Below are 24,473 nucleotides of genomic sequence, written 5' to 3'. Positions count from 1 at the left end.
CTGGCGCAGAGGCGTCGTTGAGCGCGGAGTGATCGCGGCTTGCCTGCCCGAGAGGCCGCGAAACCGACCGGTTTCTGGCTGCTCGACCGGAAATCGGACGGTCGCCCGAGCCTGCGGATCGGCGTCCGCCATATCCTCGTAAACCCTGGGGACATTCCTGGAATCAAGCACTTACACGGCCCGGGCACTCCCGGGCGGGGCACTGGCATGGTCGTTGCGGTAGCTGTCACGAGCGCAGCAGACGCTCGTTCGATCCACGATTTACAGGAGACCCTTCATGCAAGTGCAATCGAGAGTGCAGGTGTTGGGCATCGATGCCGGCGGCACGATGACCGACACCTTCTTCGTCCGAGACGACGGCCGCTTCGTCGTCGGCAAGGCGCAGAGCAACCCTGGCGACGAGTCGCTGGCCATCTACCAATCGTCGCAGGACGCCCTGGCCCACTGGAAGCGAACCGTCGAAGACGTGTACCCGGAGCTCGTGACCGGCGTCTATTCCGGCACGGCCATGCTCAACCGCGTCCTGTCGCGCAAGGGGCTGGACGTGGGGCTGATCTGCAACAAGGGCTTCGAGCAGACCCATTCGATGGGCCGGGCCCTGCAAAGCTATCTGGGCTACGCCCTGGAAGACCGCATCCACCTCAATACCCACCGCTACGACGAACCACTGGTGCCGGTGTCGCGCACCCGCGGCGTGACAGAGCGCACCGACGTGCAGGGCAAGGTGGTGATTCCCCTGCGTGAGGACGAGGTGCGTCAGGCCACGCGTGAACTGGTGGATGCAGGCTCACAGGCCATCGTCATCTGCCTGCTGCAGTCGCACAAGAATGAATCGAGCGAGCAGCGTGCCCGCGACATCGTCCGGGAGGAATTGCGCAGGCTGAAGTCCGACATCCCGGTCTTTGCTTCGGTGGACTATTACCCATCGCGCAAGGAAAGCCACCGGATGAACACCACCATCCTGGAGGCCTATGGCGCGGAGCCTTCGCGCCAGACGCTCAAGAAGGTCAGCGACCGCTTCAAGAAGCACGGCGCCAAGTTCGACCTGCGCGTCATGGCCACGCATGGCGGCACGATCAGCTGGAAGGCCAAGGAACTGGCGCGCACCATCGTGTCCGGCCCCATTGGCGGCGTGATCGGCTCCAAGCTGCTGGGCGAGGCCTTGGGCGACGAGAACATTGCATGTTCCGACATCGGCGGCACCAGCTTTGACGTCGCCCTGATCACCAAGGGCAACTTCGCGATCAAGTCCGACCCGGACATGGCGCGCCTGGTGCTGTCGCTGCCGCTGGTGGCCATGGATTCGGTGGGCTCGGGCGCCGGCAGTTTCGTGCGCCTGGATCCCTACAGCAAGTCGATCAAGCTCGGCCCCGACAGCGCAGGCTACCGCGTGGGAACCTGCTGGCCCGAGAGCGGGCTGGACACGGTCTCCGTCTCGGACTGCCACGTCGTGCTGGGCTACCTGAACCCGGACAACTTCCTGGGCGGCGCCATCAAGCTGGACGTGGAGCGCGCGCGCCAGCACATCAAGGCGCAGATCGCCGATCCGCTGGGGCTGTCGGTGGAGGACGCGGCTGCCGGCGTCATCGAACTGCTGGACCTGACGCTCTCCGAGTACCTGCGCGCCAACATCAGCGCCAAGGGCTACAACCCTGCGGACTTCACCTGCTTCTCCTACGGCGGGGCCGGCCCGGTGCACACCTATGGCTACACCGAGGGCGTGGGCTTCAAGGATGTGGTGGTGCCCGCCTGGGCGGCCGGTTTCTCGGCCTTTGGCTGTGCCTGCGCCGATTTCGAGTACCGCTACGACAAGTCCGTGGACGTCGGCGTCGCGCAGCATGCCCCGGACGCGGACAAGGAGGCCGCCTGCCAGGCCCTGCAGCAAGCCTGGTCCGAGCTGGCCGTCAAGGTCATCGATGAGTTCGTGCTCAACGGCTACAAGCCAGAGGACGTGCTCCTGATCCCCGGCTACAAGATGCAGTACATGGGCCAGCTGAATGACCTGGAGATCGTCTCGCCCGTGACCAGCGCGGCCACCGCGGCCGATTGGGACAGGATCGTCGAGGCTTACGAGGCCACCTACAGCCGCGTCTACGCCCGCTCGGCGCGCTCGCCGGAGCTGGGTTTCTCGATCACGGGCGCCATCCTGCGCGGCACCGTCGTGACGCAAAAGCCCGTGCTGCCAGAGGATCCCGATGCCGGCAGCACGCCGCCCAAGGAGGCCTATCTCGGCACCCGCCCGTTCTACCGCAAGAAGCACTGGGTCGATGCCGCGCTGTGGCGCATGGAAGGGCTCAAGAGCGGCAATCACATCGTTGGCCCGGCCATCATCGAATCCGATGCCACCACCTTCGTGGTGCCGGAAGGCTTCGAGACGACGATTGACAAGCACCGCCTGTTCCACCTCAAGGAAATCAAGTAAGGAGACACACCATGAACATGATGAGCAGCAAGGAAGTGGGCTTTGCCGATCTGCTGAAGAACGGCCAGACCCTCAAGCAATTCCGCGACGGCATCGTCGAGCGCACCCAGGCGACGGGCCACTACAACGGCCTCGACAGGCTGGAGTTTCGCGATACCGACCCCATCGGCTACGAGAAGCTGTTTTCCAAACTGCGCGGCGGCCTGGTGCACGCCCGCGAGACGGCCAAGAAGATCGCCGCCAGCCCCATCGTCGAGCAGGAAGGCGAGCTGTGCTTCACGCTCTACAACGCCGTCGGCGACTGCGTGCTGACCTCGACCGGGATCATCATCCACGTCGGCACCATGGGGGCGGCGATCAAGTACATGATCGAGAACAACTGGGAGGCCAACCCCGGCATCAACCCCGGTGACATGTTCACCAACAACGACTGCTCGATCGGCAACGTCCACCCCTGCGACATCGCCACCATCGTGCCGATCTTCTGGGAAGGCAGACTGATCGGCTGGGTGGGCGGCGTGACGCACGTCATCGACACGGGCTCGGTCACGCCGGGCTCCATGTCCACCGGCCAGACGCAGCGCTTTGGCGACGGCTACATGATCACCTGCCGCAAGACGGGGGTGAACGACGTGCCGCTGCGCGACTGGCTGCACGAGTCGCAGCGCTCGGTGCGCACGCCCAAGTACTGGATCCTCGATGAAAAGACGCGCATCGCGGGCTGCCACATGATCCGGGAGCTGGTCGAGGACGTGATCCGCGCCGATGGCATCGAGGCCTACGAGAAGTTTGCCTACGAAGTCATCGAGGAAGGCCGGCGCGGCCTGCAAAGCCGCATTAAGGCCATGACGATGCCGGGCAAGTACCGCAAGGTGTCCTTCGTGGACGTGCCGTACAAGCACGAGGACGTGCAGGTCTCCAACGCCTTCGCCAAGCTCGACTCGATCATGCACTCGCCCTGCGAGATGACGATCAAGGCCGATGGCAAATGGCGCCTGGATTTCGAGGGCGCGAGCCGCTGGGGCTGGCACACCTTCAACGCCCACCAGGTGGCCTTCACGTCCGGCATCTGGGTGATGATGTGCCAGACGCTGGTGCCCACCCAGCGCATCAACGACGGCGCCTACTACGCCACCGAGTTCCGCCTGCCCAAGGGCACCTGGTGCAACCCGGACGACCGCCGCACCGGCCATGCCTACGCCTGGCACTTCCTGGTCTCGGGCTGGGCTGCGCTGTGGCGCGGCCTGGGCCAGTCGTACTTCAGCCGCGGCTACCTGGAAGAGGTCAACGCGGGCAACGCCAACACGTCCAACTGGCTGCAGGGCGGGGGCATCAACCAGGACGGCGAGATCCATGCGGTCAACAGCTTCGAGGCCAGCTCCTGCGGCACCGGCGCCTGCGCGGTGAAGGACGGCCTGAACCATGCCGCCGCCATCTGGAACCCTGAAGGCGACATGGGCGACGTCGAGATCTGGGAGATGGCCGAGCCGCTGCTCTACCTGGGCCGCAACGTGAAGGCCAACTCGGGCGGCTATGGCAAGTACCGCGGCGGCTGCGGCTTCGAGACCCTGCGCATGGTCTGGAATGCCCAGGACTGGACCATGTTCTTCATGGGTAACGGCTACATGAACAGCGACTGGGGTCTGATGGGCGGCTACCCCGCGGCCACGGGCTATCGTTTCGAAGCCCACGCGACCGGCCTTGAGCGCCGCATCGCCAACGGGGAAAGCGTGCCATTGGGCGGGGACATCGACCCGAGCGCGCCGATCTACGAGCACCACATCGATGCCACGGCCCAGGTCAAGCGCGACAAGCAGTGCATGACCACCGAGGACTGCTACGACAACCACGACCTGTACCTGAACTATCTGCGCGGCGGCCCCGGCTTCGGCGACCCGATCGATCGCGACCCCAAGGCCATCGAAACCGACCTGAACCAGAAGTTCCTGTTGCCCGAGTATGCGCAGAAGGTCTATGGCGCAGTGTTTACCCAGGATGCCAAGGGCGCCTACACGGTCGATGCAGCCAAGACCCGGGCCCGCCGCGCGGAAATGCGCAAGGAACGCCTGGCGCGCGCCCTGCCTACGCGTGAATGGATGAAGGAAGAGCGCGAGCGCATCCTCAACAAGGACGCTTCGACCCAGGTGCAGCACATGTTCGCCACCAGCTTTTCGCTGTCCGAGAAATTCACGAAGCAGTTCAAGGACTTCTGGAGCCTGCCGGACGATTGGGAGCTGCGCGAAGAAGACCTGGGCGTGCCGACCTACGGATCCAAGTACCGCATGGATCTGTCGCTGCTGCCCGACGTCACGACCGTCGTGCAAGTGGAAGAGTAATCACATCAATCAAGGAGTCAGCAAATGTCCACCTATACCAACGAGCAGGTCGCTCGCCTTGTGGATGGTTCCCTGGATTGGGAGACCACCTTTCGCATGCTCTCCATGCCCAAGGACGGCAGCCGCTTCGAGCAATACCTGGCTGCGTTGCAGGCGCAGGTGAAGTTCCCGGATCGCATCGTCCTGCCCCTGGGGCCGCACCTCTACATCGTGCAATCGGCCAAGACCAAGCAGTGGGTGACGCAGTGCGACTGCGGCCATGTCTTTGGCGACTACCGCGAAAACTGGAAGATGCACGCCCATGTCTACGTGCGCGACACGGAGGCGGCCATGACCGAGGTTTATCCCAAGCTGATGGCCCCGGACACGAAGTGGCAGGTGTACCGCGAGTACTACTGCCCCAGCTGCGGGACCATGCATGACGTGGAGGCGCCGACGCCCTGGTACCCGGTGATCCATGACTTCGAGCCCGATATCGAAACCTTCTACAAGGAGTGGGTGCATATGCCACTGCCTGAGCGGGCCGGTTGACCCGGTAGTGGAGCGGACGCGGCTTGGCTGGCGGCACTTGCGTCCGGCCAGGCTGCGCTCGCCAAACTTCGAAGCTCCGACCGTGTGTCGTGGACAGCCTCTGCGCCGCGGGCTGTGCTGTGGGTTTGGAATAATCCGGCGCATCCCCCCGAAATAGGCCGGGCACACGGCCGCAGGAGACAAGCATGGCGCCTGAAAGAAAGGATTTTTTCTCCAATCCCCAGGATGAATCCGATGTCATGAATGCGTGGCACTCGTTCCTGGGCGGAGGGGAGCGGCCCGTCGACACGCTGCGTGCCTTGGTGGATGCCTCCTGGCAGCGCTCCCTGGAGGCCAGGGTCGATCCACGCATGCGCAGCGGCCCCAGGCCGCTTGCCGAGGGCGAGCTGTACCTGCTGCGTGAGCGGCAGCGGGAACTGCTCGAAGCCAGCGCCCCCGTGATGGCCCATGCGCGTGACTTTCTTACGGAAACCGGTACCTTGATGGCGCTGGCCGATACCCGCTGCACCATCCTGAACACAGAGGGCGACCTGCCGGCCATCGACTCTGCCGAGACCATCCACCTGATGCCAGGCGCTACCTGGTCGGAGGGCGCGTGCGGCACCAACGCCATTGGCACAGCACTCGCCGTGGGCAAGCCGGTACAGATTCATAGCGCCGAGCATTTTTGTGAAGGCATCAAACGCTGGACATGTTCGGCTACCGTGATGCGCCATCCGCTGGACGGCGAGGTGGTGGGTGTGCTCGATGTATCAGGGCTGTCCCAGACCTACAACCGTCAGACGCTGGCGCTGGTGGTCACAGCCGCCAGCCGCATCGAGGCCCGGCTGGCGGCCGCGGAAATGGAGCGGCGTTATCGCCTGCTCGACCGGGCCATGGGGCGTCTTTCCGGCGGCGATGGCGTGGTGTTGTTTGATCGGCGCGGAAACGTGGTCAGGGCCAATGAGCATGCCGCCCTGGCCATCCGTTCGGCAGACGGTGAGATGGAGCTGGCACAGGGCCTGCGCCGTGTGCCCGGGTTTGCCGTGGGGCAGCAGGGACAGCTTGCCGCAGGCCTGCTGCCGTCCTGGGTGAAGCCAGAATGGATAGAGCCCCTGATCGTCGATGGCAAGCCCTTGGGCACGCTGCTGGTCGTGCCTCGCTCTCCCGCTTCAGGGTGGCGTGCCGACGCAGGCGGTGCAGCGGTCGGCGCCGTGCCTTGCAGTGGCATGGCTGCCGATCCGTTTGCCGCCATCGTCACCATGGATGCGGGCATGAATGCCACCATCGCCAAGGCCCGCCAACTGGCCCGTACACGCATGCCGGTGTTGCTGCAGGGCGAGACTGGTGTTGGCAAGGAGGAGTTTGCACGGGGCATTCACGGCAACAGAGGCGGACCCTTCGTAGCCTTGAACTGTGGCGGCTTGTCGCGTGAGTTGCTGGCCAGTGAATTGTTCGGTTATGCAGACGGAGCGTTCACCGGCGCACGCAAGGGGGGAATGGTTGGAAAGATCGAAGCTGCCGATGGCGGGACGCTGTTTCTCGATGAAATCGGAGAAATGCCGCTGGATATGCAGCCCAACCTGCTGCGGGTGCTCGAACAGGGCGAGATTTACCGGCTGGGTGAAAACACGCCGCGCCGCGTGAACTTTCGGCTTGTCGCGGCCACGCACCGCGACTTGCGCCAGGACATCGCCGCAGGGCGTTTTCGCATGGACCTGTTCTACCGGATCGCCGTCACCAACCTGCGCATTCCCGCGCTGCGCGAGCGCCAGGGCGACGTCGAGGTGCTGGCACAGCATTTTCTTGAGCGCTTCAGGCGCGCGCAAGGTCAGGGCCCCGAGCGCATCACACCCGACGCCTTGAGGGTTCTGCGCTCCTACCCGTGGCCGGGCAATGTGCGGGAGCTGCGCAACCTGGTTGAAGGCCTGGTGCTGCTTTGCGAGGAGCCTTCCGTCACCTGTGCCCATCTGCCGCATGAATTCCAGGCGGTGCACGATGCCGCCCAGCCCGGTTCCTGCAATCCGTCGGGCGCGATGTCCATGGCTGAGGGCGAGGAGGATTTGATTCGGCGCGCCATCCGGGCGAGCGAGGGAAACCTTACCCTGACCGCGCGCAAGCTGCAGATCGCCAAGAGCACGCTGTACGCAAAGATGCACCGCTACGGCCTCTCGCGCGACGATAAATAAGGGGATCGCAAATACAAAACCGCCCGGCGGTGACGCCGAGCGGTTTCCTGTTTTGATAGCTGCCAGCGCTTTCCTGGTAAGCGCTGGAGGCCGATTTGATGCTTATTTCTTGGTGCTGCCGTCTTCCAGCTGCGCCAGTGCCGCGTTGCCGCCCAGCGACAGCAGCCCGGCGCGCGCGTACACGCCGAGCTTGCCGCGCGTGTCGGAGATGTCGAGGTTGCGCATGGTGAGCTGGCCGATGCGGTCCAGGGGGCTGAACGGCGCGTCCTCCACCTTCTCCATCGACAGGCGCTCGGGCGCGTAGGTCAGGTTGGGCGACTCGGTGTTGAGAATGGAGTAGTCGTTGCCGCGGCGCAGCTCCAGCGTCACGGTGCCGGTCACGGCGCGCGCCACCCAGCGCTGGGCGGTCTCGCGCAGCATGATGGCCTGGGGGTCGAACCAGCGGCCCTGGTACAGCAGGCGCCCGAGCTTCAGGCCGTTCAGGCGATACTGCTCGATCGTGTCCTCGTTGTGGATGCCGGTCACGAGGCGCTCGTAGGCGATGTGCAGCAGCGCCATGCCGGGGGCCTCGTAGATGCCGCGGCTCTTGGCCTCGATGATGCGGTTCTCGATCTGGTCGCTCATGCCCAGGCCGTGGCGGCCGCCGATGCGGTTGGCCTCCAGGAACAGCTCCACGGGGTCGGCGATCTCCTTGCCGTTGAGCGCCACGGGCTGGCCTTCGTCAAAGGTCACCGAGACCTCCTCGGCTGGCACCTTGACCTCGGGCTTCCAGAACGCCACGCCCATGATGGGGTTGACGATGCGGATGCCGCTGCTGAGGTACTCCAGATCCTTGGCCTCGTGCGTGGCGCCGAGCATGTTGCTGTCGGTGCTGTACGCCTTCTCGGCGCTCATCTTGTAGCCGAAGCCTTCCTTGGTCATGAAGGCCGACATTTCGGCGCGCCCGCCCAGCTCGTCGATGAACTGCTGGTCCAGCCAGGGCTTGTAGATGCGCAGGGACGGGTTGGTGAGCAGGCCGTAGCGGTAGAAGCGCTCGATGTCGTTGCCCTTGAAGGTGGAGCCGTCGCCCCAGATGTGCACGTCGTCCTCCTTCATCGCGGCCACCAGCATGGTGCCGGTGACGGCGCGGCCCAGCGGCGTGGTGTTGAAGTAGGCGATGCCGCCGGTGCTGATGTGGAACGCGCCGGCCTGGATGGCGGCGATGCCCTCGTGCGCCAGCTGCGTGCGGCAGTCCACCAGGCGCGCGGCCTCGGCGCCGTACTCCATGGCCTTGCGCGGGATGGCGTCGTAGTCGTCCTCGTCGGGCTGGCCCAGGTTGGCGGTGTAGGCGTAGGGAATGGCGCCCTTGTTCTTCATCCAGCGCAGCGCGGCGCTGGTGTCGAGGCCGCCCGAGAAGGCGATGCCGACCTTCTGGCCGACGGGGAGGGATTGCAGGATGGTTGCCATGGAACGTCGTGTGTTGAGGGGTTTGCGTCAGCCGTAGTGGCAGATGTAGTGGAAGGCTTCGGCCACGCGGATGTCGAAGCTGGAGTTGGCCGGGATGCTGAACTTGTCGCCCGGGCCGGCCGCGAGCCAGGCGTCGCTGCCCGCCAGCCGGTATTCGCACGATCCGGCCACGCATTCCATGATCTCGGGCGCGCCGGTGCCGAACGTGAGTGTGGCCGGCAGCACCACACCGACCGATTTCTGCGTGCCGTCGGGGTAGGTGATGCCGTGGCTCACGCATTTGCCGTCAAAGTACACGTTGGCCCGGGTGGCGACGCTGACGCCGGCGATCTTCTCGGTGGTCATGGGTAGGAGCGGGGGATGGGACAAACCATCGATTTTAGGGCCTGCGGCCCGCCGCGGGCGTCAGTAGCGGCCGTAGTAGTGCGGCGGGCGATGGGGGTAGCCGTAGGGGGCGCGGTACTCGATCACCGTGGGGGGCGGCTCCACCACGTAGGCGGGCGGGCCGGGCGGGGTCGAGACCACCACGCCGGGCTGGGCGTAGCCGCCATAGCCGGGTGCGTAGCCGGACGGATGGTCGGACGGGTAGTCCGGCGGGTAGCCGGGCACGCCTGGCACGGCCGGCTGCACGCTCAGCGGGATCCACTGGCCCGGGTCGCTTTGCGTGCGCGTGGTGTAGCGCCGGCCCGCGTATTCGTAGACCACGTCGTAGCCCACCACGCGGTTGTCGTAGTAGGTCTCGGTGGTGCAGCGCTGCACGTTCTGGTAGCCGGGACGGCCGCTCTCCACCTGGTTGCCCAGCACCGCACCGCCGATCACGCCCAGCGCCGTGGCTGCCGCGCGGCCGCTGCCGCCGCCGATGGCGTTGCCCGCGGCGCCGCCGGCGATGGCCCCCAGCACGGCGCCCGCGCCCGTGGTGGGGCGGGCGCCGCCGTAAATGGTTTCATTGCCGCACACCTGGCGCGGCACCGCCACCTGCTGCGTGACGGGGGTGGCCGAGAACACGCGGCCCTGTTCCTGGGCCTGGGCGGCCAGGGCCGCCGTGGCCAGTGCGGTGAGGATGATGGTCTTGTTCATGGGCTCGAAGCTCCTTTGGGCCGGCATACAACGCGCCAGCCGGCCAAAAAGTTTCGGCGCGGCGCGTCAACGTCCCGGGGCAGGTCCGTAAAACTGCGTAAAGACGTTCTAAAGGCAGGCTCAGGCGTTGGAGCCGCCGCCCGCCAACTCGTTCCACTGGTCCGCCTGGAAGCCCACCGTCACGCGGTCCGTCGAAGTGCCGCTCCACTCGACCACGGGGCGCTTGATGACCGAGGGCTGCTCGGCCATCAGCGCGGCAGCGCTGGCGGCATCATGCACACGGCCCTGCACGGTGGGGTCGAGCTTGCGCCAGGTCGTGCCCTGGCGGTTGAGCAGCCTGTCCCAGCCCACGGCGGCCATCCAGGCCGGCAGGCGTTCGGCGGGCACGCCCTGTTTCTTGAAGTCGTGGAACCGGTAGGGCAGGCCCTGCTCCTGGAGCCAGGCGCGCGCCTTCTTGACGGTGTCGCAGTTGGGGATGCCGTAAACGATGATCGTGGGGGTACTCATGGGCGCGGATCATCGCGCATGCGCGGCTCGGCGACAATTCGGCCCGCTATGCACACCATTCCCCCGACACTGGAAAGCTGGCTCGCCCACTGCGAGCGACTGCACGCCAAGAACATCGACATGGGCCTGGCGCGCGTGGGCGAGGTGGCGCGCCGGCTGGCGCTGCGCTTCGACTGCCCCGTGATCACCGTGGCCGGCACCAACGGCAAGGGCTCGACCTGCGCCATGATCGAGGCCGTGGCCATGCAGGCCGGCTACCGCACGGGCGTCTACGGCTCGCCGCACCTGGTGCGCTTCGAGGAGCGCTGCCGCATCCGCGGCGAAACGGTGGACGCCGCCTCACTGGTGCCCCACTTCGAGGCCGTGGAGCGCGCCAGGACGCAGGGCGACGAGGTCTCGCTGACTTACTTCGAGTTCACCACGCTGGCCATTCTGCGGCTCATGAGCATGTCGCTGCTCGACGTGGCGATTCTCGAGGTGGGGCTGGGCGGGCGGCTCGACGCCACGAACGTCATCGACGCGGACTGCGCCGTCATCACCAGCGTGGACATCGACCACGTGGAATTCCTCGGGCCGGACCGCGAGGCCATCGGCCGCGAGAAGGCCGGCATCATGCGCACCGGGCGCCCCGTGGTGGTGAGCGACCCCGTGCCGCCGCAGAGCGTGATCGACCACGCGCGCGAGATCGGCGCCGACCTGTGGCGCTTCGGCCATGACTTCAACTATTCCGGCGACAAGCAGCAATGGGCCTGGGCGGGGCGCAGCCGCCGCTACGCGGGCCTGGCTTACCCGGCGCTGCGCGGGGCCAACCAGCTGATCAACGCCGCAGGCGCGCTCGCGGCGCTGGAGGCGCTGCGCGCGCGCCTGCCCATCACCGCGCAGGCCGTGCGCCTGGGCCTGGCCCGGGTGGAGCTGCCCGGCCGCTTCCAGATCGTGCCGGGCCAGCCCACGCTGGTGCTGGACGTGGCGCACAACCCGCACGCGGTGGCGGCGCTCACGGCCAACCTGGACGCCATGGGCTACTTCCCCACCACGCACGCCGTCTTCGGCGCCATGGCCGACAAGGACCTTGCGCCCATGCTGGCCAAGGTGGGGCCGATCATCGACCGCTGGTACTTCACCGACCTGCCCACGCCGCGCGCCGAGAGTGCCGCGGCGCTGCAGCAGAAATGGAACGCGCTGCAGATGGTGGCGGGCGGGCGCCGGCCGGTGTCCACGAGCCTGCACACCAGCCCCGAGGAGGCGCTGCGCGCAGCCGTGGAGGCCGCAGACCCGGCTGATAGAATCGTAGTCTTTGGCTCGTTCTATACGGTGGGCGGCGTGCTCAAAGACGGAGTGCCCCGCCTGCAGGCCAAGCATCTGGGCGCATAAAAGCACTCCATGGCATTTTTCAAGTTTCGTTGGCCCGGCAGGCAGGAGCCGCAGGGCGACAGCAGCAAGCCCGCCCGGCGTTCGCGCGGCACCGCCCAGGCCGAAAGCATCGAGGACATGCGGCGGCGCGCGCGGCACCGGCTCATCGGCGCCGTCGTGCTCGTGCTGGCCGGCGTGGTGGGTTTCCCCATGCTGTTCGACACCCAGCCGCGGCCGGTTGCGGTGAACATGGCCATCGACATCCCCGACCGCAACAAGGTGGCCCCGCTGGTGGTGCCGCACAAGGGCGGAGAAGCGGCCGCGCCCGCCGCCGAGCCGCCCGCGGCCGGGCTGGATGCGGGCGAAGAAGTCGTCGCATCGCGCCCGCGCGGCGAGCCGGCGCCGGGGCAGCGCGCCCAGGCCGAGCCCAGGCACGAGCCCGCGCCCGAGCAGCGCACCGAACCCAAGCCGGCGCCGAAGGTCGAGCACAAGGCCGAGCCCAAGCCGGAACCGAAACCTGAACCGAAAACCGAGCCGAAAACCGAGCCGAAAACCGAGCCCAAGACCGCGCGCCAGGAAGATGCGGCGCGCGCGCGCGCGCTGCTCGAAGGGCGCGTGCAGCCGCCGGCCGCGGCGGCCGCCGGAGAGCAGGGCCGCTTCATCGTGCAGGTGGGCGCGTTCGCCGATTCAGACAAGGCGCGCGAGGTGCGCGAGCGGCTCGAACGCTCGGGGCTCAAGACCTATACCCAGGTGGTGGACACCAAGGACGGCAAGCGCACGCGCGTGCGCCTGGGGCCGTTCGACAGCCGCGCCGAGGCCGACAAGGCGGCCGGGCGCGTCAAGGGCGCAGGCCTGTCTGCATCCGTGCTGAGCCTGTAACGACGAATTGCGCATGGCGGCGCTGGACTGGATATTCCTGGCGGTGCTGGCCGCGTCGCTGCTGCTCGGCGCGTGGCGCGGCCTGGTGTTCGAGCTGCTGTCGCTGGCCGGCTGGGTGGTGGCATTCTTTGCGGCGCAGTGGTTCGCGGGCGACGTGGGCGCGTGGCTGCCCATGGGGCAGTCGGATGCCGCCTGGCGCCACGTCGCGGGCTTCGCGCTGGTGTTCGTGGGCTCGGTGTTCGCCTGCGGCCTGGTGGCCTGGCTGCTCAAGAAGCTGGTCGAGGCCGTGGGGCTGCGGCCCGCGGACCGGGCGCTGGGGGCGCTGTTCGGCGTGCTGCGCGGCCTGGTGCTGCTGCTGGCCGTGGTGCTGGTGGCGGGCTGGCTGCAGGTGCAGGAGGCGCCGTGGTGGAAGGAATCCCAGGCAGCCCCCATGTTGCAGGGGGCGCTCAAGGGATTGAGGCCCGTGCTGCCCGATGAACTAGGGCGGCACCTGCCTTCGTGACGGCAGGCGCAGAGAATTGTTGTCGGCGGGAAGTCTCCCGCCCTTGTGAATGGAACGCGAACTATGTGTGGAATCGTCGGCGTGGTCAGCACGGCCCCTGTCAATCAGCTGATCTATGACGCCTTGCTGCTATTGCAGCACCGGGGGCAGGATGCCGCGGGCATCGTCACCCAGCAGGGGCGCAAGTTCTTCATGCACAAGGCCAAGGGCATGGTGCGCGACGTGTTCCGCACGCGCAACATGCGCGCGCTGCCGGGCACGGTGGGCCTGGGCCAGGTGCGCTATCCCACGGCGGGCAATGCGTCGAGCGAGGAGGAGGCGCAGCCGTTCTACGTGAACGCGCCGTTCGGCATCGTCATGGTGCACAACGGCAACCTGACCAACGCCAAGCAGCTGCGCCGCGAGCTCGCCGAGACCGACCACCGCCACACCAACACCGAGAGCGACTCCGAGGTGCTGCTCAACGTGCTGGCGCACGAGCTGGCGCGCGCCAGCAGCGGCTCGCCCCTGAAGGACGAGGACGTGTTCGCGGCGGTGCGCGCCGTGCACCGGCGCATCAAGGGCTCGTATGCCGTGATCGCGCTGATCGCGGGCTACGGGCTGCTCGCCTTCCGCGACCCGTTCGGCATCCGCCCCCTGTGCATGGGCAAGGGCGCTGACGGCACGGTGATGCTGGCCAGCGAATCCGTGGCGCTGGAGGGCACGCTGCACCAGCTGGAGCGCGACGTGGCGCCCGGCGAGGCCGTGTTCGTGCGCCTGGACGGGCGGGTGCTGACGCAGCAGTGCGCCGAGAACCCGCACCTGAACCCCTGCGTGTTCGAGTACGTGTACCTGGCGCGGCCGGACTCGGTGCTCGACGGCATCTCGGTCTACCAGGCGCGCCTGAACATGGGCGAGACGCTGGCCAAGCGCGTGATCTCCACCGTGCCGCCCAGCGAGATCGACGCCATCATCCCCATCCCCGAATCGAGCCGCCCCAGCGCCATGCAGCTGGCGCAGCTGCTGGGCATTCCGTACCGCGAGGGCTTCGTGAAGAACCGCTACGTGGGCCGCACCTTCATCATGCCGGGGCAGGGCACGCGCAAGAAGTCGGTGCGCCAGAAGCTCAACGCGATCGCCAGCGAATTCAAGGGCCGGCGCGTGCTGCTGGTGGACGACTCCATTGTGCGCGGCACCACCTCCAAGGAGATCGTGCAGATGGCGCGCGACGCGGGCGCCGTCAAGGTGTACCTGGCCTCGGCCGCGCCGCCGGTGCGCCACCCCAACGTCTACGGCATCGACATGCCCACGCGCACCGAGCTGGTGGCGCACAACCGAACGGTGGAGGAAATCCGCCAGGTGATCGGCGCCGACGCGCTGATCTACCAGGACGTGGACGCCATGAAGCAGGCCGTGGGCAAGATCAACCCGCGCGTGGAGGGCTTCGAGGCCTCGTGCTTCGACGGCCTCTACATCACGGGCGACATCTCCGACGAGGACGTCACCGCGCTCAACGAAGGGCGCGAGCGCGGCGGCGACGAGGAGCCCGAGGACACCTCGCGCCTGTCCCTGCCCAACGCAGAGGCGCTGTGAGCGCAGCCGGACTCATCAAAAAAATGAGCGACTTCCACTTGTCGGTTATGGTTTCCAGTATAAAAAGATACTGAAATCCCCGTGAATCAAGCGCAAGCAGCTCCTGTTTTTAAGCAAGGACCGTCATCGTGACCGATAAAACCCTGCCTGCCGGCCTGCACCCGGACACCCTCGCCGTGCGCGAGGCCGTGGAGCGCAGCCAGTGGGGCGAGCACAGCGAAGCCCTTTACCTGACCAGCAGCTTCGTGCAGAGCGACTGCGCCAGCGCCGCGCGGCGCTTCGCCAACGAGGAAGCGGGCTACACCTACAGCCGCACCAGCAATCCCACGGTCACCAGCTTCGAGCGGCGCCTGGCCGCCATGGAGGGCACGGAATGCGCCGTGGCCACTGCCACCGGCATGTCGGCCATCCTGCTCGTGGCGCTCACGGCGCTCAAAGCGGGCGACCACGTCATCTGCTCGCAGTCCATGTTCGGCTCCACCATCAAGCTCCTGGGCACCGAAATGGCGCGCTTCGGCGTGGAGACCAGCTTCGTCTCCCAGACCGACGTGCAGGCCTGGAAGGCGGCGATGCGCCCCAACACGCGCCTGCTGTTCGCCGAGACGCCCACCAACCCGCTCACCGACCTGTGCGACATCGCCGCGCTGGCCGAGCTGGCCCACGCCCACGGCGCGCTGCTGGCGGTGGACAACAGCTTCGCCTCGCCCGTGCTGCAGCAGCCCGTGCGCTTCGGCGCCGACCTCGTCGTGCACTCGGGCACCAAGCTGCTCGACGGCCAGGGCCGCGTCATGGCCGGCGCCGTGTGCGGCACGGTGGCGCTGGTCGACAAGGTCATGGGCACCTTCCTGCGCAGCGGCGGGCTGAACCTGGCGCCCTTCAACGCCTGGGTGGTGCTCAAGGGGCTGGAGACGCTGGGCCTGCGCGTCAAGGCCGAAAGCGCCGCGGCGCTGGAGCTGGCCACCTGGCTGGAGGCGCACCCCAAGGTGGCGCGCGTCTACTACCCCGGATTGAAGAGCCACCCCCAGCACGAGCTCGCCATGCGCCAGCAGAACGGCATGGGCGGCACCGTGCTGGCGTTCGACGTGGCGGGGCAGGGCGCACAGCAGCTGCGCGCCAACGCCTTCCACGTGGTCGACAGCACGCGCGTGTGCTCCATCACCGCCAACCTGGGCGACGTCAAGACCACCATCACCCACCCGGCCAGCACCTCGCACGGGCGGCTCACCGAAGAACAGCGCCAGGCCGCCGGCATAGGCCAGGGGCTGATCCGCATCTCCGTCGGCCTGGAACACCTGGGCGACCTCCAGAACGACCTGGCCCGCGGGCTGGACACCCTGCCATGACGAGCACCAAAGTACGCACCCGGTTCGCCCCCTCGCCCACGGGCTTCATCCACCTGGGCAACATCCGCTCGGCCCTGTACCCCTGGGCCTTCGCGCGCGCCAACGGCGGCGACTTCATCCTGCGCATCGAGGACACCGACCTGGAGCGCTCCACGCAGGCCTCGGTGGACGTCATCCTCGAAGGCATGGCCTGGCTGCAGCTGGACCACGACGAGGGCCCGTACTACCAGATGCAGCGCATGGACCGCTACAAGGAGGTGCTGGCCCAACTGCAGGCCGCGGGCCACGTCTACCCCTGCTACATGAGCGTGCAGGAGCTCGACGCCCTGCGCGAGCGCCAGATGGCCGCTAAGGAAAAGCCCCGCTACGACGGCACCTGGCGCCCCGAGCCTGGCAAGGTGCTGCCGCCCGTGCCCGAGGGCGTCAAGCCCGTGCTGCGCTTCAAGACGCCGAAGGACGGCGTGGTTGGCTGGGACGACAAGTGCAAGGGCCGCATCGAGTTTCAGAACAGCGAGCTCGACGACCTCGTCATCGCCCGCCCCGACGGCACGCCCACCTACAACTTCTGCGTCTGCGTGGACGACATGGACATGCGGGTCACCCACGTGATCCGCGGCGACGACCACGTCAACAACACGCCGCGCCAGATCCACATCTTCGAGGCGCTCGGAGCGCAGGTGCCCGTCTTCGCCCACCTGCCCACGGTCCTGAACGAGCAGGGCGAGAAGATGAGCAAGAGGAACGGCGCCAAGGCCGTCACGCAGTACCGCGACGAGGGCTACCTGCCCGACGCCATGGTCAACTACCTCGCGCGCCTGGGCTGGAGCCATGGCGACGACGAAATCTTCTCGCGCGCGCAGTTCCTCGCGTGGTTCGACCTGGACCACCTGGGCAGGAGCGCCGGCCAGTTCGACGAGGCCAAGCTGCGCTGGGTCAACGCCCAGCACCTCAAGGCCATGGACGACGCGCAGCTCGCCGACATGGTCGAGCCCTTCGCCGTGAAGGCCGGCGTGGCCGCGAGCCAGCTCGACGAGCGCCTGCCGCGCATCTGCGCCCTGTTCAAGGACCGCTGCGAGACCCTGGTCGATCTCGCGCGCTGGATCGCCGTGTTCTATGCCGATGCCGTTGAGCGCAACGCCGACGACTACGCCAGGCACGTGACCGAGGCCGCGCAGCCGCTCCTGGACGCCTTTGCCGCCGCGCTGCAGACCGTGGAGTGGAACAAGGAGGCCATCGCCGCCGCCATCAAGGACGTGCTGAAGGCGCAGGGCGCCAAGATGCCGCAACTGGCCATGCCCGTGCGCGTGCTCACCATGGGCACGGCCCACACGCCCTCGGTCGATGCGGTGCTCGAACTGCTCGGACGCGAAAAAATCCTGGCGCGTTTGAAAAGCCGCTGAAAACCTGTCTATAATTTGAGGCTCAGGTGATGACGGTAGTTAAGAAAAATAAACGCCGGAATCAACGGGGGTATAGCTCAGCTGGGAGAGCGCTTGCATGGCATGCAAGAGGTCAGCGGTTCGATCCCGCTTACCTCCACCACCTGAAACAATCTAGGTTTTGACCCTATCGTCTAGAGGCCTAGGACATCACCCTTTCACGGTGAGTACCGGGGTTCGAATCCCCGTAGGGTCGCCAAGTTTTGTGGCACTTGGTTCCGCAAGGAACGAAAGTCACACCGACGCGGAGTGGTAGTTCAGTCGGTTAGAATACCGGCCTGTCACGCCGGGGGTCGCGGGTTCGAGTCCCGTCCACTCCGCCATAAACGACCTTCTAAGTCATTGATTCAGAAGGAAAAAGAGCCGCCTTCGGGTGGCTCTTTTGTTTTCGACATCCGCTACCACCCCAGTGTGTAGATGCGACTTCTTGAGACGCAGTGAATTGTTTGCAGTAGGTATAGCAAGGACTTTTCCGCCCAATCGGGCTTGAGAGAACTTCACGATGGACGGTTCTGGCTGGACAAGTCGCAGCCTGCATCAAGGAGAGTACGGCGAGTTGTACCAGTGCGAGCTGACAGCGATGACCCACCGTCTGCCGCAAGCGTCTCGAGCGCCACACGCGCGTTCACGAGTGCGGCGTTGTAGTCGGGCGGCCTCGCGCAAAAAGCCTGCGTCTAATCGGCGATCTTTTCCATGATCTCGGTGGCCCAGAGGCGCGCCGGACCTCTGAAATGACCAACGGGAGTGTCCGAATTTCCGTGTGTGAGGCTCATTGAACCTTCACCGATTTCGTGAAGCTGGTTGACTATCTTACGTGCTCGATTTTGTGAACCGGTCTTCGTAGAGGATCGCGAATTGGTTCATCGCTGATTTCCAGTGGCCCTGCGCCAGGCGCTGACGACAGTCGGGAATTTTTGCCCCCATGGCCTGGCCTCAAACGCGTGCAGTTCGGCCTCGGTCGCTTCGGCGCTGCAGTCGTTTGCGCGCAGCCGCTCGCTGCCTGCAGCCTTGAGCGCACGGGCACGCATCGTCCTGAGCAGCGCCGATGGTGAGCCCAACAGCACGATTTCCGAGCGCTTGGCTCTGACCAAGGCCACCGTGGGCAAGTGGCGCGCGCGTTTCATCGAACGACGCATCGCGGGTCTGTACGACGATGTTCGACCGGGCAAGCCGCGCACGATTGACGACGAACGCGTGGCGCATTTGATCAAGACGACGTTGCACACCAAGCCAGCCAACGGCTCGACGCATTGGAGCGTGCGCACCGTGGCCGCCGAGACCGGCATCTCCAAGAGCAGCGTGGCGCGCTACTTCCAGCTCTTTGGCCTGCAACCGCACCGCAGCGAGAGCTTCAAGCTCTCCACCGACCCGTTCTTCATCGAGAAGCTGCGCGATGTGGTCGGGCTGTACCTGAGTCCGCCGGACAACGCCTTGGTGATCTGCGTGGACGAGAAGAGTCAGTGCCAGGCGTTGGAGCGTACCCAGCCAATGCTGCCCATGGGATTTGGCTATGTCGAGGGCGTGACCCACGACTACAAGCGCCATGGCACGACCACACTGTTTGCAGCCCTGAACGTGCTCAACGGCGCGGTGCTGGCCGCGTGCAAGCCGCGCCATCGGCATCAGGAATTCTTGTCTTTCCTGCGCGAGATCGACAAGGCCGTCCCCGCCGAGCTGGACATTCACTGCATCTGCGACAACTACGCCACCCACAACCATCCGAAGATCAAGGACTGGCTGACAGCGCGGCCCCGTTGGCACATGCACTTCATCCCGACCTACAGCTCCTGGCTCAATCAGGTCGAGCGCTTCTTTGCGCTGATTACCGACAAAGCCATTCGGCGCGGTTCGTTCACCAGCGTCAAACAGCTCGTGCAGCGCATCGACCACTTCGTCGCGGCCTACAACACGAACTGCCAGCCGTTCAAGTGGACCGCCACCGCCGATTCCATCCTCGAAAAGCTGCATCGACTTTGCTCACGTATCAGCGGGACAGGACACTAGGCTGGAGTGAGATAACCCCTTGATCCCCCGGCCCCGTCCTGTCGCTTATCGCTGCGACAGCGCGCGGCGATGGGGTGTCATGCGAGACCATGGGCGCCCGGCGATATCGTCGGACTGATTGTTCTATCAGCCGCCGGAGTACAGCAGACGCCGTGCTTCGCGTTGTGCGGCGGTCTCATTGCGCATCTCATCGATCACCTGTTGGCGGGTCTTGTTCGACGTCACCGGTGCGGCTTCTGCACCTCGCGGGAAGTTGCTTTGGCCGTAAGACAAACGGCCTTGTCGCATCGCGGCTTCGGTTTCCGCCCTGACTTGCTCGCGGGTCTTTTCGCTTTTGAAGTGTTCCGGGTGAACGACCACGCCAGCTTGGTTGTTGGCGGGATGCATGTATTCCGCCGATGCCATTCCCGGCAGGCCGAAGGCCACCACGGCGGCCACGCTGGCGATCACGGCGGAGAGGGACAGGCGACGTTGAGTCATGATCAATATCCTTTTTGGAGTCTCTGAGGTTTGCATCTCCAGCGCTTTGGTACAGAGCTGAGGAGATGTGTTCATGGTAGAAGCCCCTACCCAACAAAACCTAGACAGCCAGATGACATCTTCGACAGCTTTCGTTGCGGCTCACATCCCTTGACTACAGATCGCCCTACGAATAATTGCAGACCCCCTCCCGCTCCCATGGCATCGAGTTTGAAACTGTGGGTGCTGGCAACCGAAAGATGACAAAACAGTCATCTGACTGACCCGGCGACAATCGCTCATCTCGGTGTTACGCCGATACGCTACTGCCGACAGTGGTTGAATCTGGCACCGTGAAAGTCCTTGAGCGAAAGGCGATTCAGAAAGCAAATCGCCGCGACGGCGCGCGGCGATGGGGTGTCATGCGCGACCATGGGGGCGCCCGACGATATCGTCGGGCGGGTTGTCCGATCAACCGGCCGTGTACAGCAGCCGCCGTGCTTCACGTTGCGCGGCATTCTCATTGCGCAGCTCGTCGACCACCTGTTGGCGGGTTTTGCTCGACGTCGCCGGTGCGGCTTCTGCTCCTACAGGGTAGTTGCTTTCGCCATAAGACAGACGGCCTTGTCGCATCGCGGCTTCGGCTTCCGCCCTGACCTGCTCGCGGGTTTTTTCGCTCTTGAAGTGTTCCGGGTGAACGACCACGCCAGTTTCGTTGTTGGCCGAGTGCATATATTCCGCCGATGCCATTCCCGGCAGGCCGAAGGCTGTGACGGCGGCCACGCTTGCGATCACGGCGGAGAGGGAGAGGCGACGTTGAGTCATGATCAATTTCCTTTTGGAGTCTCTGAGGTTTGCATCTCCAGCGCTTTGGTACAGCGCTGAGGAGATGTGTTCATGGTAGAAACCCCTACCCAACAAAAGCTAGACAGCCGGATGACATCTTCGACAGCTTTCGTTGCGACATACGTCATGCCTGGATCGCGCGATGCGGAAACACCAGGGCAAATCATGTACGCCTATGTGATGGTCAGTCGCCGACGGGTAGCGCGTCGCCTTGCAATTAGTGGCCGTGGCATATAGCCATAATGCACACAATATGGTCATCCATGAACATCAGTGTCCTCCACGCCCTGCTGGCTGCCGCCCTGTTTGGCGCCAGCACCCCGCTGGCCAAGCTGCTGGTGGGTCTGGTTTCTCCGGTGCTACTGGGCGGGCTGCTTTATCTGGGCAGCGGCATCGGCCTGGCAGTCATCCGGCTCCTGCGGGATCGGCGTTGGGCGGCTTCGGGCCTTGAGCGCGGCCAGTGGCCCTGGCTGCTGGGGGCGATCTTCTTCGGCGGCGTCCTGGGTCCGATCGCGCTGATGTTCGGTCTGGTGCACACCAAAGCGTCCGACGCCTCGCTGCTGCTCAACCTTGAATCCGTCCTGACCGCCGTACTGGCCTGGTTGGTGTTTAAGGAGAACGCCGATCGTCGCATCGTCGTCGGCATGGCCGTCATCGTGGTCGGCGGGGTGCTCCTGTCCTGGCCGGATCAACGCGTGGCAGCTAGCGGGAATTGGCTTGGCCCTGGGGCCATCGCGTTGGCATGCCTGTGCTGGGCCATCGACAACAACCTGACACGCAAGGTTTCGACCACGGACGCCTTGTTCGTTGCCGGAGCCAAGGGTCTGATTGCCGGGCTCGTGAATTGCGCAGTGGCACTGTCGATGGGGACGGCGCTTCCTGCCTGGGGCACCGTGGCTTCGGCTATGGTGGTCGGCTGGTTCGGCTACGGCATCAGCCTGGTGCTGTTCGTGCTGGCACTGCGCGGTCTGGGTGCGGCGCGCACAGGGGCCTATTTTTCCACAGCTCCGTTCGTCGGGGCGGCGGCGGCGCTGGTCTTTCTGGGTGAAACACCAACGCTACTGTTCTGGCCAGCGTGCGCACTGATGGCGTTTGGCGTCTGGTTGCACCTGACAGAGCGTCACGAGCACCAGCACACCCACGAGCCGCTGGAGCACAGCCATCGCCACGTACACGACGAGCACCACCTGCACGAGCATGGCCCTGATTGGGATGGGCGCGAACCGCACGAGCACTGGCACCGCCATCTGCCGGTCACCCACAGCCATCCGCATTTTCCAGATATCCACCATCGACATCCGCATGGGTGACGAGATGGTTACGTCGACTGGCGCCTGGGTTCCGTCAGCAGATTGCCCCTAGATTCGCAGTTCTCGGGCCAAGTTCGATGAAATGATGGTCAGGCACTGAAAGCATTTTGCAGGCCGCCCAGCTATTCGACTGATAGGGAGTTGGTCAAACGTGGAATTCGTCGGCTACAGATGGATCATCACACCCACTTATTTACGTTACTGTTTCCTGACTGATTGGACCGTCTCGCCTGCCATTGCTCAACATGCTGAAACCAATCGTCGTCACACCGTCTTTCGAGTCGGCCAGTGGTTCACCGCCATGCATGCGCGCAATAGCCGCGACGATGGCCAGGCCGAGCCCATGGTTGCGGACGGCGTAGCTGCGAGATGGGTCGGCTCGGTAGAAGCGATCAAAAAGGCGTGGAAGGTGTTCTGGAGCAATGGTGCCACCGAGATTGATGACCTGCAGGCGCACCCGACCGTCCAGTTCCTGGATTTCTACACGAACCGTAGTTTGTGGCTGCGCATACCGTGTCGCATTTGACAGCAGGTTGGAGATCGCACGCTGCAACAGCGCATCGTCAAACTCCCCTTGCGCATCGCCAACAATTTCCAGGCGCAGATCCGCATCAGCCAGTTCCCCCTCGTGGTAGTCGGTGATTTTTTGGGTCAGTGCGGCCATGCTGAACACTGGTACACGGCGTGCAAGTGCACCCCGATCGGCCTGGGACAAAAACAACATGCCCTGCACTATGTCGGTAATGCGGTGCAATTCCTCCAAGTTGGAACCCAGAACGTCCTGCAGCTCTTCGGCACTTCGGACCTTGCGCAGAGCCAGCTCTGTGCCACTGACCATGGTGGCCAGCGGCGTACAAAGCTCGTGCGCGACATCCGCATTGAATCCTTCCATCTGGTCGTAGGCGCGTTCAAGGCGCGCCAGCAGCGCATTGAACTGCTCCACCAGGGGCTCCAGCTCCTCGGGTTGCGCCGATCCATCCAGCCTCTTGTGCAAGGTATCTGCAGCCAGCTGCCGTGTCTGCGCGACCAGGTCGCGCACTGGCCGTAGTCCTCGTTTTACGAGGGCATACCCACTGGCCGATATCACCGCCACTCCAATCAGGGCCACTGCCAGCAGCGTCAAACCAATACGAGACAGAAGGAGTCGATCGTCACGCGTATCCAGCCTGAGTTCGGCATGCAGGGGCGCACTATCGACGGTGGGCGCGGCCACGGCAAACTTCAGCACGCGCAGATTCGCATCGGCATGATTCGGCACAGTTGCGATGGCGCCATAAAACCGTGTGCCGTCGGCGCGCCTCAGCGTCAGCTTCATGTCCTGGTGGCCAATCAAAAAGTCGTCGAGCCTATGGCTCAATGCCTCTGCGTCCGACATCTCCACAGTGTCGGACAACAGGTGGCGTATCTGCATCTCCTTGTCTGCAAGCGCGTTGCGCTGACGTGCCTCGAAGGCCAGAAGGGTGGTGACGTATACAACCACGCAAACCATCGCCAAGGCGACCATGCTCTGCAGTGCGAGCCAAAGCGAAAGCCGGCGCCCCAATGAGCGAATGGGATGCCGGGTCATTTTGCTCGCGCCTCCAGCACGTAGCCCATGCCACGCACCGTATGAAGCAACGGCCGATCGAACGGCGTGTCCATTTTGGCGCGCAGGCGTCGTATTGCGACGTCGATCACGTTGGTGCCATGGTCAAAATTGACGTCCCAAACCTGCTCCGCGATTTCAGCACGTGAAAGCACTTCACCTTGCCTACGCAATAGCAGAGACAGTAGTTGAAACTCCTTGGCTGTCAGGTTAAGACGCTTGCCCGCCCGTTCCACACGCCGCCGCACCAGGTCCATGTGCAGATCGTCTATTGCCAGCGTAAGTGCTTCGTGACTTGCAGGGAGCGGATGGGAGCGTTTAAGCAGAACCTCGATCCGCGCCACCAGCTCGGTAAATGCAAAGGGTTTGACCAAATAGTCATCCGCCCCGGCCTTCAGGCCGCGCACCCGGTCTTCGACACGCATGCGCGCCGTCAGCATTAAAACGGGTGTTTGCCTGGATTGCCGCAGTGCGGCCAGCACCCCCATTCCGTCTATGCCCGGCAACATGCCATCCAGGACGATCAGGTCGTATGCGCCTTCCATCGCCAAGTGCAAACCATCCACACCGTTGTGCGCCACCTCCACCACATAGCCCTCCTCGGACAGGCCCTTGCGCAGGTATTCGGCCAGCTTGATCTCGTCTTCAACAATCAACAACTTCATGCGTCGGGTTCCATATTGAAGAGGCGATCCGA

20 protein-coding genes and 3 tRNA genes are annotated in these 24,473 nt (G+C 65.0%); 15 read left to right on the top strand and 8 right to left on the bottom strand.

Annotated features, from left to right (window positions below):
- Positions 1-277: 277 nt before the first annotated feature.
- The 4 genes from ALIDE2_RS16970 to ALIDE2_RS16955 all read left to right on the top strand — a co-directional run bounded on the left by ALIDE2_RS16970 (position 278) and on the right by ALIDE2_RS16955 (position 7,457).
- On the top strand, positions 278-2,422 hold the full coding sequence (locus ALIDE2_RS16970; protein WP_013518374.1) for a hydantoinase/oxoprolinase family protein: 2,145 nt from the start codon (positions 278-280) through the stop codon (positions 2,420-2,422).
- Positions 2,423-2,433: 11 nt separating this feature from the next.
- Positions 2,434-4,758, top strand: coding sequence for a hydantoinase B/oxoprolinase family protein (locus tag ALIDE2_RS16965; protein ID WP_013722723.1), 2,325 nt, complete (start codon positions 2,434-2,436; stop codon positions 4,756-4,758).
- A 24-nt stretch (positions 4,759-4,782) separates the two neighbouring features.
- Positions 4,783-5,289 (top strand): acetone carboxylase subunit gamma, encoded by a 507-nt coding sequence (locus tag ALIDE2_RS16960; RefSeq protein ID WP_013518376.1) that lies wholly within the window; start codon positions 4,783-4,785, stop codon positions 5,287-5,289.
- A gap of 185 nt (positions 5,290-5,474) precedes the next feature.
- On the top strand, positions 5,475-7,457 hold the full coding sequence (locus tag ALIDE2_RS16955) for a sigma-54-dependent Fis family transcriptional regulator (RefSeq protein WP_013722722.1): 1,983 nt from the start codon (positions 5,475-5,477) through the stop codon (positions 7,455-7,457).
- Between the two features lie 102 nt (positions 7,458-7,559).
- Here the strand turns inward: ALIDE2_RS16955 and argG are convergent, their stop codons facing one another.
- The 4 genes from argG to ALIDE2_RS16935 form a co-directional block, all read right to left on the bottom strand.
- Positions 7,560-8,903: an argininosuccinate synthase gene (gene argG, locus ALIDE2_RS16950; protein WP_013722721.1), complete on the bottom strand. Its 1,344-nt coding sequence runs from the start codon at positions 8,901-8,903 to the stop codon at positions 7,560-7,562.
- Positions 8,904-8,930: 27 nt separating this feature from the next.
- Complete coding sequence (gene ppnP, locus ALIDE2_RS16945; protein WP_013518379.1) at positions 8,931-9,248, bottom strand: pyrimidine/purine nucleoside phosphorylase; 318 nt, start codon at positions 9,246-9,248, stop codon at positions 8,931-8,933.
- Positions 9,249-9,308: 60 nt separating this feature from the next.
- Entirely contained in the window at positions 9,309-9,980 is a 672-nt protein-coding gene (locus tag ALIDE2_RS16940; protein WP_013518380.1) for a glycine zipper 2TM domain-containing protein, read from the bottom strand.
- Positions 9,981-10,100: 120 nt separating this feature from the next.
- Positions 10,101-10,487, bottom strand: a complete 387-nt coding sequence (locus tag ALIDE2_RS16935) for an ArsC family reductase (RefSeq protein WP_013518381.1) — start codon at positions 10,485-10,487, stop codon at positions 10,101-10,103.
- A gap of 48 nt (positions 10,488-10,535) precedes the next feature.
- Between ALIDE2_RS16935 and folC the strand changes: the two genes are divergently transcribed.
- The 10 genes from folC to ALIDE2_RS16885 all read left to right on the top strand — a co-directional run bounded on the left by folC (position 10,536) and on the right by ALIDE2_RS16885 (position 19,576).
- Positions 10,536-11,858: a bifunctional tetrahydrofolate synthase/dihydrofolate synthase gene (gene folC / locus ALIDE2_RS16930; protein WP_041701058.1), complete on the top strand. Its 1,323-nt coding sequence runs from the start codon at positions 10,536-10,538 to the stop codon at positions 11,856-11,858.
- Between the two features lie 9 nt (positions 11,859-11,867).
- A complete protein-coding gene (locus tag ALIDE2_RS16925; RefSeq protein ID WP_013722719.1) occupies positions 11,868-12,716 on the top strand; it encodes an SPOR domain-containing protein in 849 nt (282 codons plus the stop codon).
- Between the two features lie 13 nt (positions 12,717-12,729).
- Positions 12,730-13,218, top strand: a complete 489-nt coding sequence (locus ALIDE2_RS16920; protein ID WP_013518384.1) for a CvpA family protein — start codon at positions 12,730-12,732, stop codon at positions 13,216-13,218.
- Positions 13,219-13,281: 63 nt separating this feature from the next.
- The gene (purF, locus tag ALIDE2_RS16915) at positions 13,282-14,790 is read left to right on the top strand and encodes an amidophosphoribosyltransferase (protein WP_013722718.1); all 1,509 of its coding nucleotides are present in this window, start codon (positions 13,282-13,284) and stop codon (positions 14,788-14,790) included.
- A gap of 128 nt (positions 14,791-14,918) precedes the next feature.
- Positions 14,919-16,133 (top strand): O-succinylhomoserine sulfhydrylase, encoded by a 1,215-nt coding sequence (locus ALIDE2_RS16910; RefSeq protein ID WP_013518386.1) that lies wholly within the window; start codon positions 14,919-14,921, stop codon positions 16,131-16,133.
- Positions 16,130-17,533 (top strand): glutamate--tRNA ligase, encoded by a 1,404-nt coding sequence (gltX, locus tag ALIDE2_RS16905; RefSeq protein ID WP_013518387.1) that lies wholly within the window; start codon positions 16,130-16,132, stop codon positions 17,531-17,533. The genes ALIDE2_RS16910 and gltX overlap by 4 nt, the downstream gene beginning before the upstream one ends.
- 66 nt (positions 17,534-17,599) lie before the next feature.
- Positions 17,600-17,675, top strand: a tRNA-Ala gene (locus ALIDE2_RS16900).
- Positions 17,676-17,695: 20 nt separating this feature from the next.
- Positions 17,696-17,771: transfer RNA gene (locus ALIDE2_RS16895), tRNA-Glu, on the top strand.
- Between the two features lie 47 nt (positions 17,772-17,818).
- Positions 17,819-17,895, top strand: a tRNA-Asp gene (locus ALIDE2_RS16890).
- Between the two features lie 604 nt (positions 17,896-18,499).
- Entirely contained in the window at positions 18,500-19,576 is a 1,077-nt protein-coding gene (locus ALIDE2_RS16885; protein WP_081471095.1) for an IS630 family transposase, read from the top strand.
- A gap of 126 nt (positions 19,577-19,702) precedes the next feature.
- On the opposite strand, the gene ALIDE2_RS16880 is transcribed toward ALIDE2_RS16885, so the two are convergent.
- Both ALIDE2_RS16880 and ALIDE2_RS16875 read right to left on the bottom strand, forming a co-directional pair.
- On the bottom strand, positions 19,703-20,056 hold the full coding sequence (locus ALIDE2_RS16880; protein WP_013722716.1) for a DUF4148 domain-containing protein: 354 nt from the start codon (positions 20,054-20,056) through the stop codon (positions 19,703-19,705).
- A gap of 450 nt (positions 20,057-20,506) precedes the next feature.
- Positions 20,507-20,860, bottom strand: a complete 354-nt coding sequence (locus tag ALIDE2_RS16875; RefSeq protein ID WP_013722715.1) for a DUF4148 domain-containing protein — start codon at positions 20,858-20,860, stop codon at positions 20,507-20,509.
- A 284-nt stretch (positions 20,861-21,144) separates the two neighbouring features.
- Between ALIDE2_RS16875 and ALIDE2_RS16870 the strand changes: the two genes are divergently transcribed.
- Positions 21,145-22,191 carry a DMT family transporter gene (locus tag ALIDE2_RS16870; RefSeq protein ID WP_013722714.1) on the top strand — a complete coding sequence of 349 codons (1,047 nt, stop codon included), beginning with the start codon at positions 21,145-21,147 and terminating at the stop codon, positions 22,189-22,191.
- 193 nt (positions 22,192-22,384) lie between these two features.
- Here the strand turns inward: ALIDE2_RS16870 and ALIDE2_RS16865 are convergent, their stop codons facing one another.
- Both ALIDE2_RS16865 and ALIDE2_RS16860 read right to left on the bottom strand, forming a co-directional pair.
- Positions 22,385-23,758, bottom strand: coding sequence for a heavy metal sensor histidine kinase (locus ALIDE2_RS16865; protein ID WP_013722713.1), 1,374 nt, complete (start codon positions 23,756-23,758; stop codon positions 22,385-22,387).
- Positions 23,755-24,441 carry a heavy metal response regulator transcription factor gene (locus tag ALIDE2_RS16860; protein WP_013722712.1) on the bottom strand — a complete coding sequence of 229 codons (687 nt, stop codon included), beginning with the start codon at positions 24,439-24,441 and terminating at the stop codon, positions 23,755-23,757. Before ALIDE2_RS16860 ends, ALIDE2_RS16865 begins: the two co-directional genes overlap by 4 nt.
- Positions 24,442-24,473 lie beyond the last annotated feature (32 nt).

The organism is Alicycliphilus denitrificans K601, from assembly GCF_000204645.1.
GTDB classification, from domain to species: domain Bacteria; phylum Pseudomonadota; class Gammaproteobacteria; order Burkholderiales; family Burkholderiaceae_C; genus Alicycliphilus; species Alicycliphilus denitrificans.
The sequence above is the reverse complement of the archived record's forward strand: the minus strand, read 5'-3'. Positions and strand labels throughout refer to the sequence as shown.

Excerpts from the sequence above, each read along its gene's own strand:
- ALIDE2_RS16875 (WP_013722715.1), bottom strand. The coding sequence starts at position 20,860 with ATGACTCAACGTCGCCTCTCCCTCTCCGCCGTGATCGCAAGCGTGGCC.
- ALIDE2_RS16925 (WP_013722719.1), top strand. The coding sequence starts at position 11,868 with ATGGCATTTTTCAAGTTTCGTTGGCCCGGCAGGCAGGAGCCGCAGGGC.
- ALIDE2_RS16960 (WP_013518376.1), top strand. The coding sequence starts at position 4,783 with ATGTCCACCTATACCAACGAGCAGGTCGCTCGCCTTGTGGATGGTTCC.
- ALIDE2_RS16865 (WP_013722713.1), bottom strand. The coding sequence starts at position 23,758 with ATGACCCGGCATCCCATTCGCTCATTGGGGCGCCGGCTTTCGCTTTGG.
- gltX (WP_013518387.1), top strand. The coding sequence starts at position 16,130 with ATGACGAGCACCAAAGTACGCACCCGGTTCGCCCCCTCGCCCACGGGC.
- argG (WP_013722721.1), bottom strand. The coding sequence starts at position 8,903 with ATGGCAACCATCCTGCAATCCCTCCCCGTCGGCCAGAAGGTCGGCATC.
- ppnP (WP_013518379.1), bottom strand. The coding sequence starts at position 9,248 with ATGACCACCGAGAAGATCGCCGGCGTCAGCGTCGCCACCCGGGCCAAC.
- ALIDE2_RS16965 (WP_013722723.1), top strand. The coding sequence starts at position 2,434 with ATGAACATGATGAGCAGCAAGGAAGTGGGCTTTGCCGATCTGCTGAAG.
- folC (WP_041701058.1), top strand. The coding sequence starts at position 10,536 with ATGCACACCATTCCCCCGACACTGGAAAGCTGGCTCGCCCACTGCGAG.
- purF (WP_013722718.1), top strand. The coding sequence starts at position 13,282 with ATGTGTGGAATCGTCGGCGTGGTCAGCACGGCCCCTGTCAATCAGCTG.
- ALIDE2_RS16880 (WP_013722716.1), bottom strand. The coding sequence starts at position 20,056 with ATGACTCAACGTCGCCTGTCCCTCTCCGCCGTGATCGCCAGCGTGGCC.
- ALIDE2_RS16935 (WP_013518381.1), bottom strand. The coding sequence starts at position 10,487 with ATGAGTACCCCCACGATCATCGTTTACGGCATCCCCAACTGCGACACC.
- ALIDE2_RS16955 (WP_013722722.1), top strand. The coding sequence starts at position 5,475 with ATGGCGCCTGAAAGAAAGGATTTTTTCTCCAATCCCCAGGATGAATCC.
- ALIDE2_RS16940 (WP_013518380.1), bottom strand. The coding sequence starts at position 9,980 with ATGAACAAGACCATCATCCTCACCGCACTGGCCACGGCGGCCCTGGCC.
- ALIDE2_RS16860 (WP_013722712.1), bottom strand. The coding sequence starts at position 24,441 with ATGAAGTTGTTGATTGTTGAAGACGAGATCAAGCTGGCCGAATACCTG.
- ALIDE2_RS16920 (WP_013518384.1), top strand. The coding sequence starts at position 12,730 with ATGGCGGCGCTGGACTGGATATTCCTGGCGGTGCTGGCCGCGTCGCTG.
- ALIDE2_RS16970 (WP_013518374.1), top strand. The coding sequence starts at position 278 with ATGCAAGTGCAATCGAGAGTGCAGGTGTTGGGCATCGATGCCGGCGGC.
- ALIDE2_RS16870 (WP_013722714.1), top strand. The coding sequence starts at position 21,145 with ATGAACATCAGTGTCCTCCACGCCCTGCTGGCTGCCGCCCTGTTTGGC.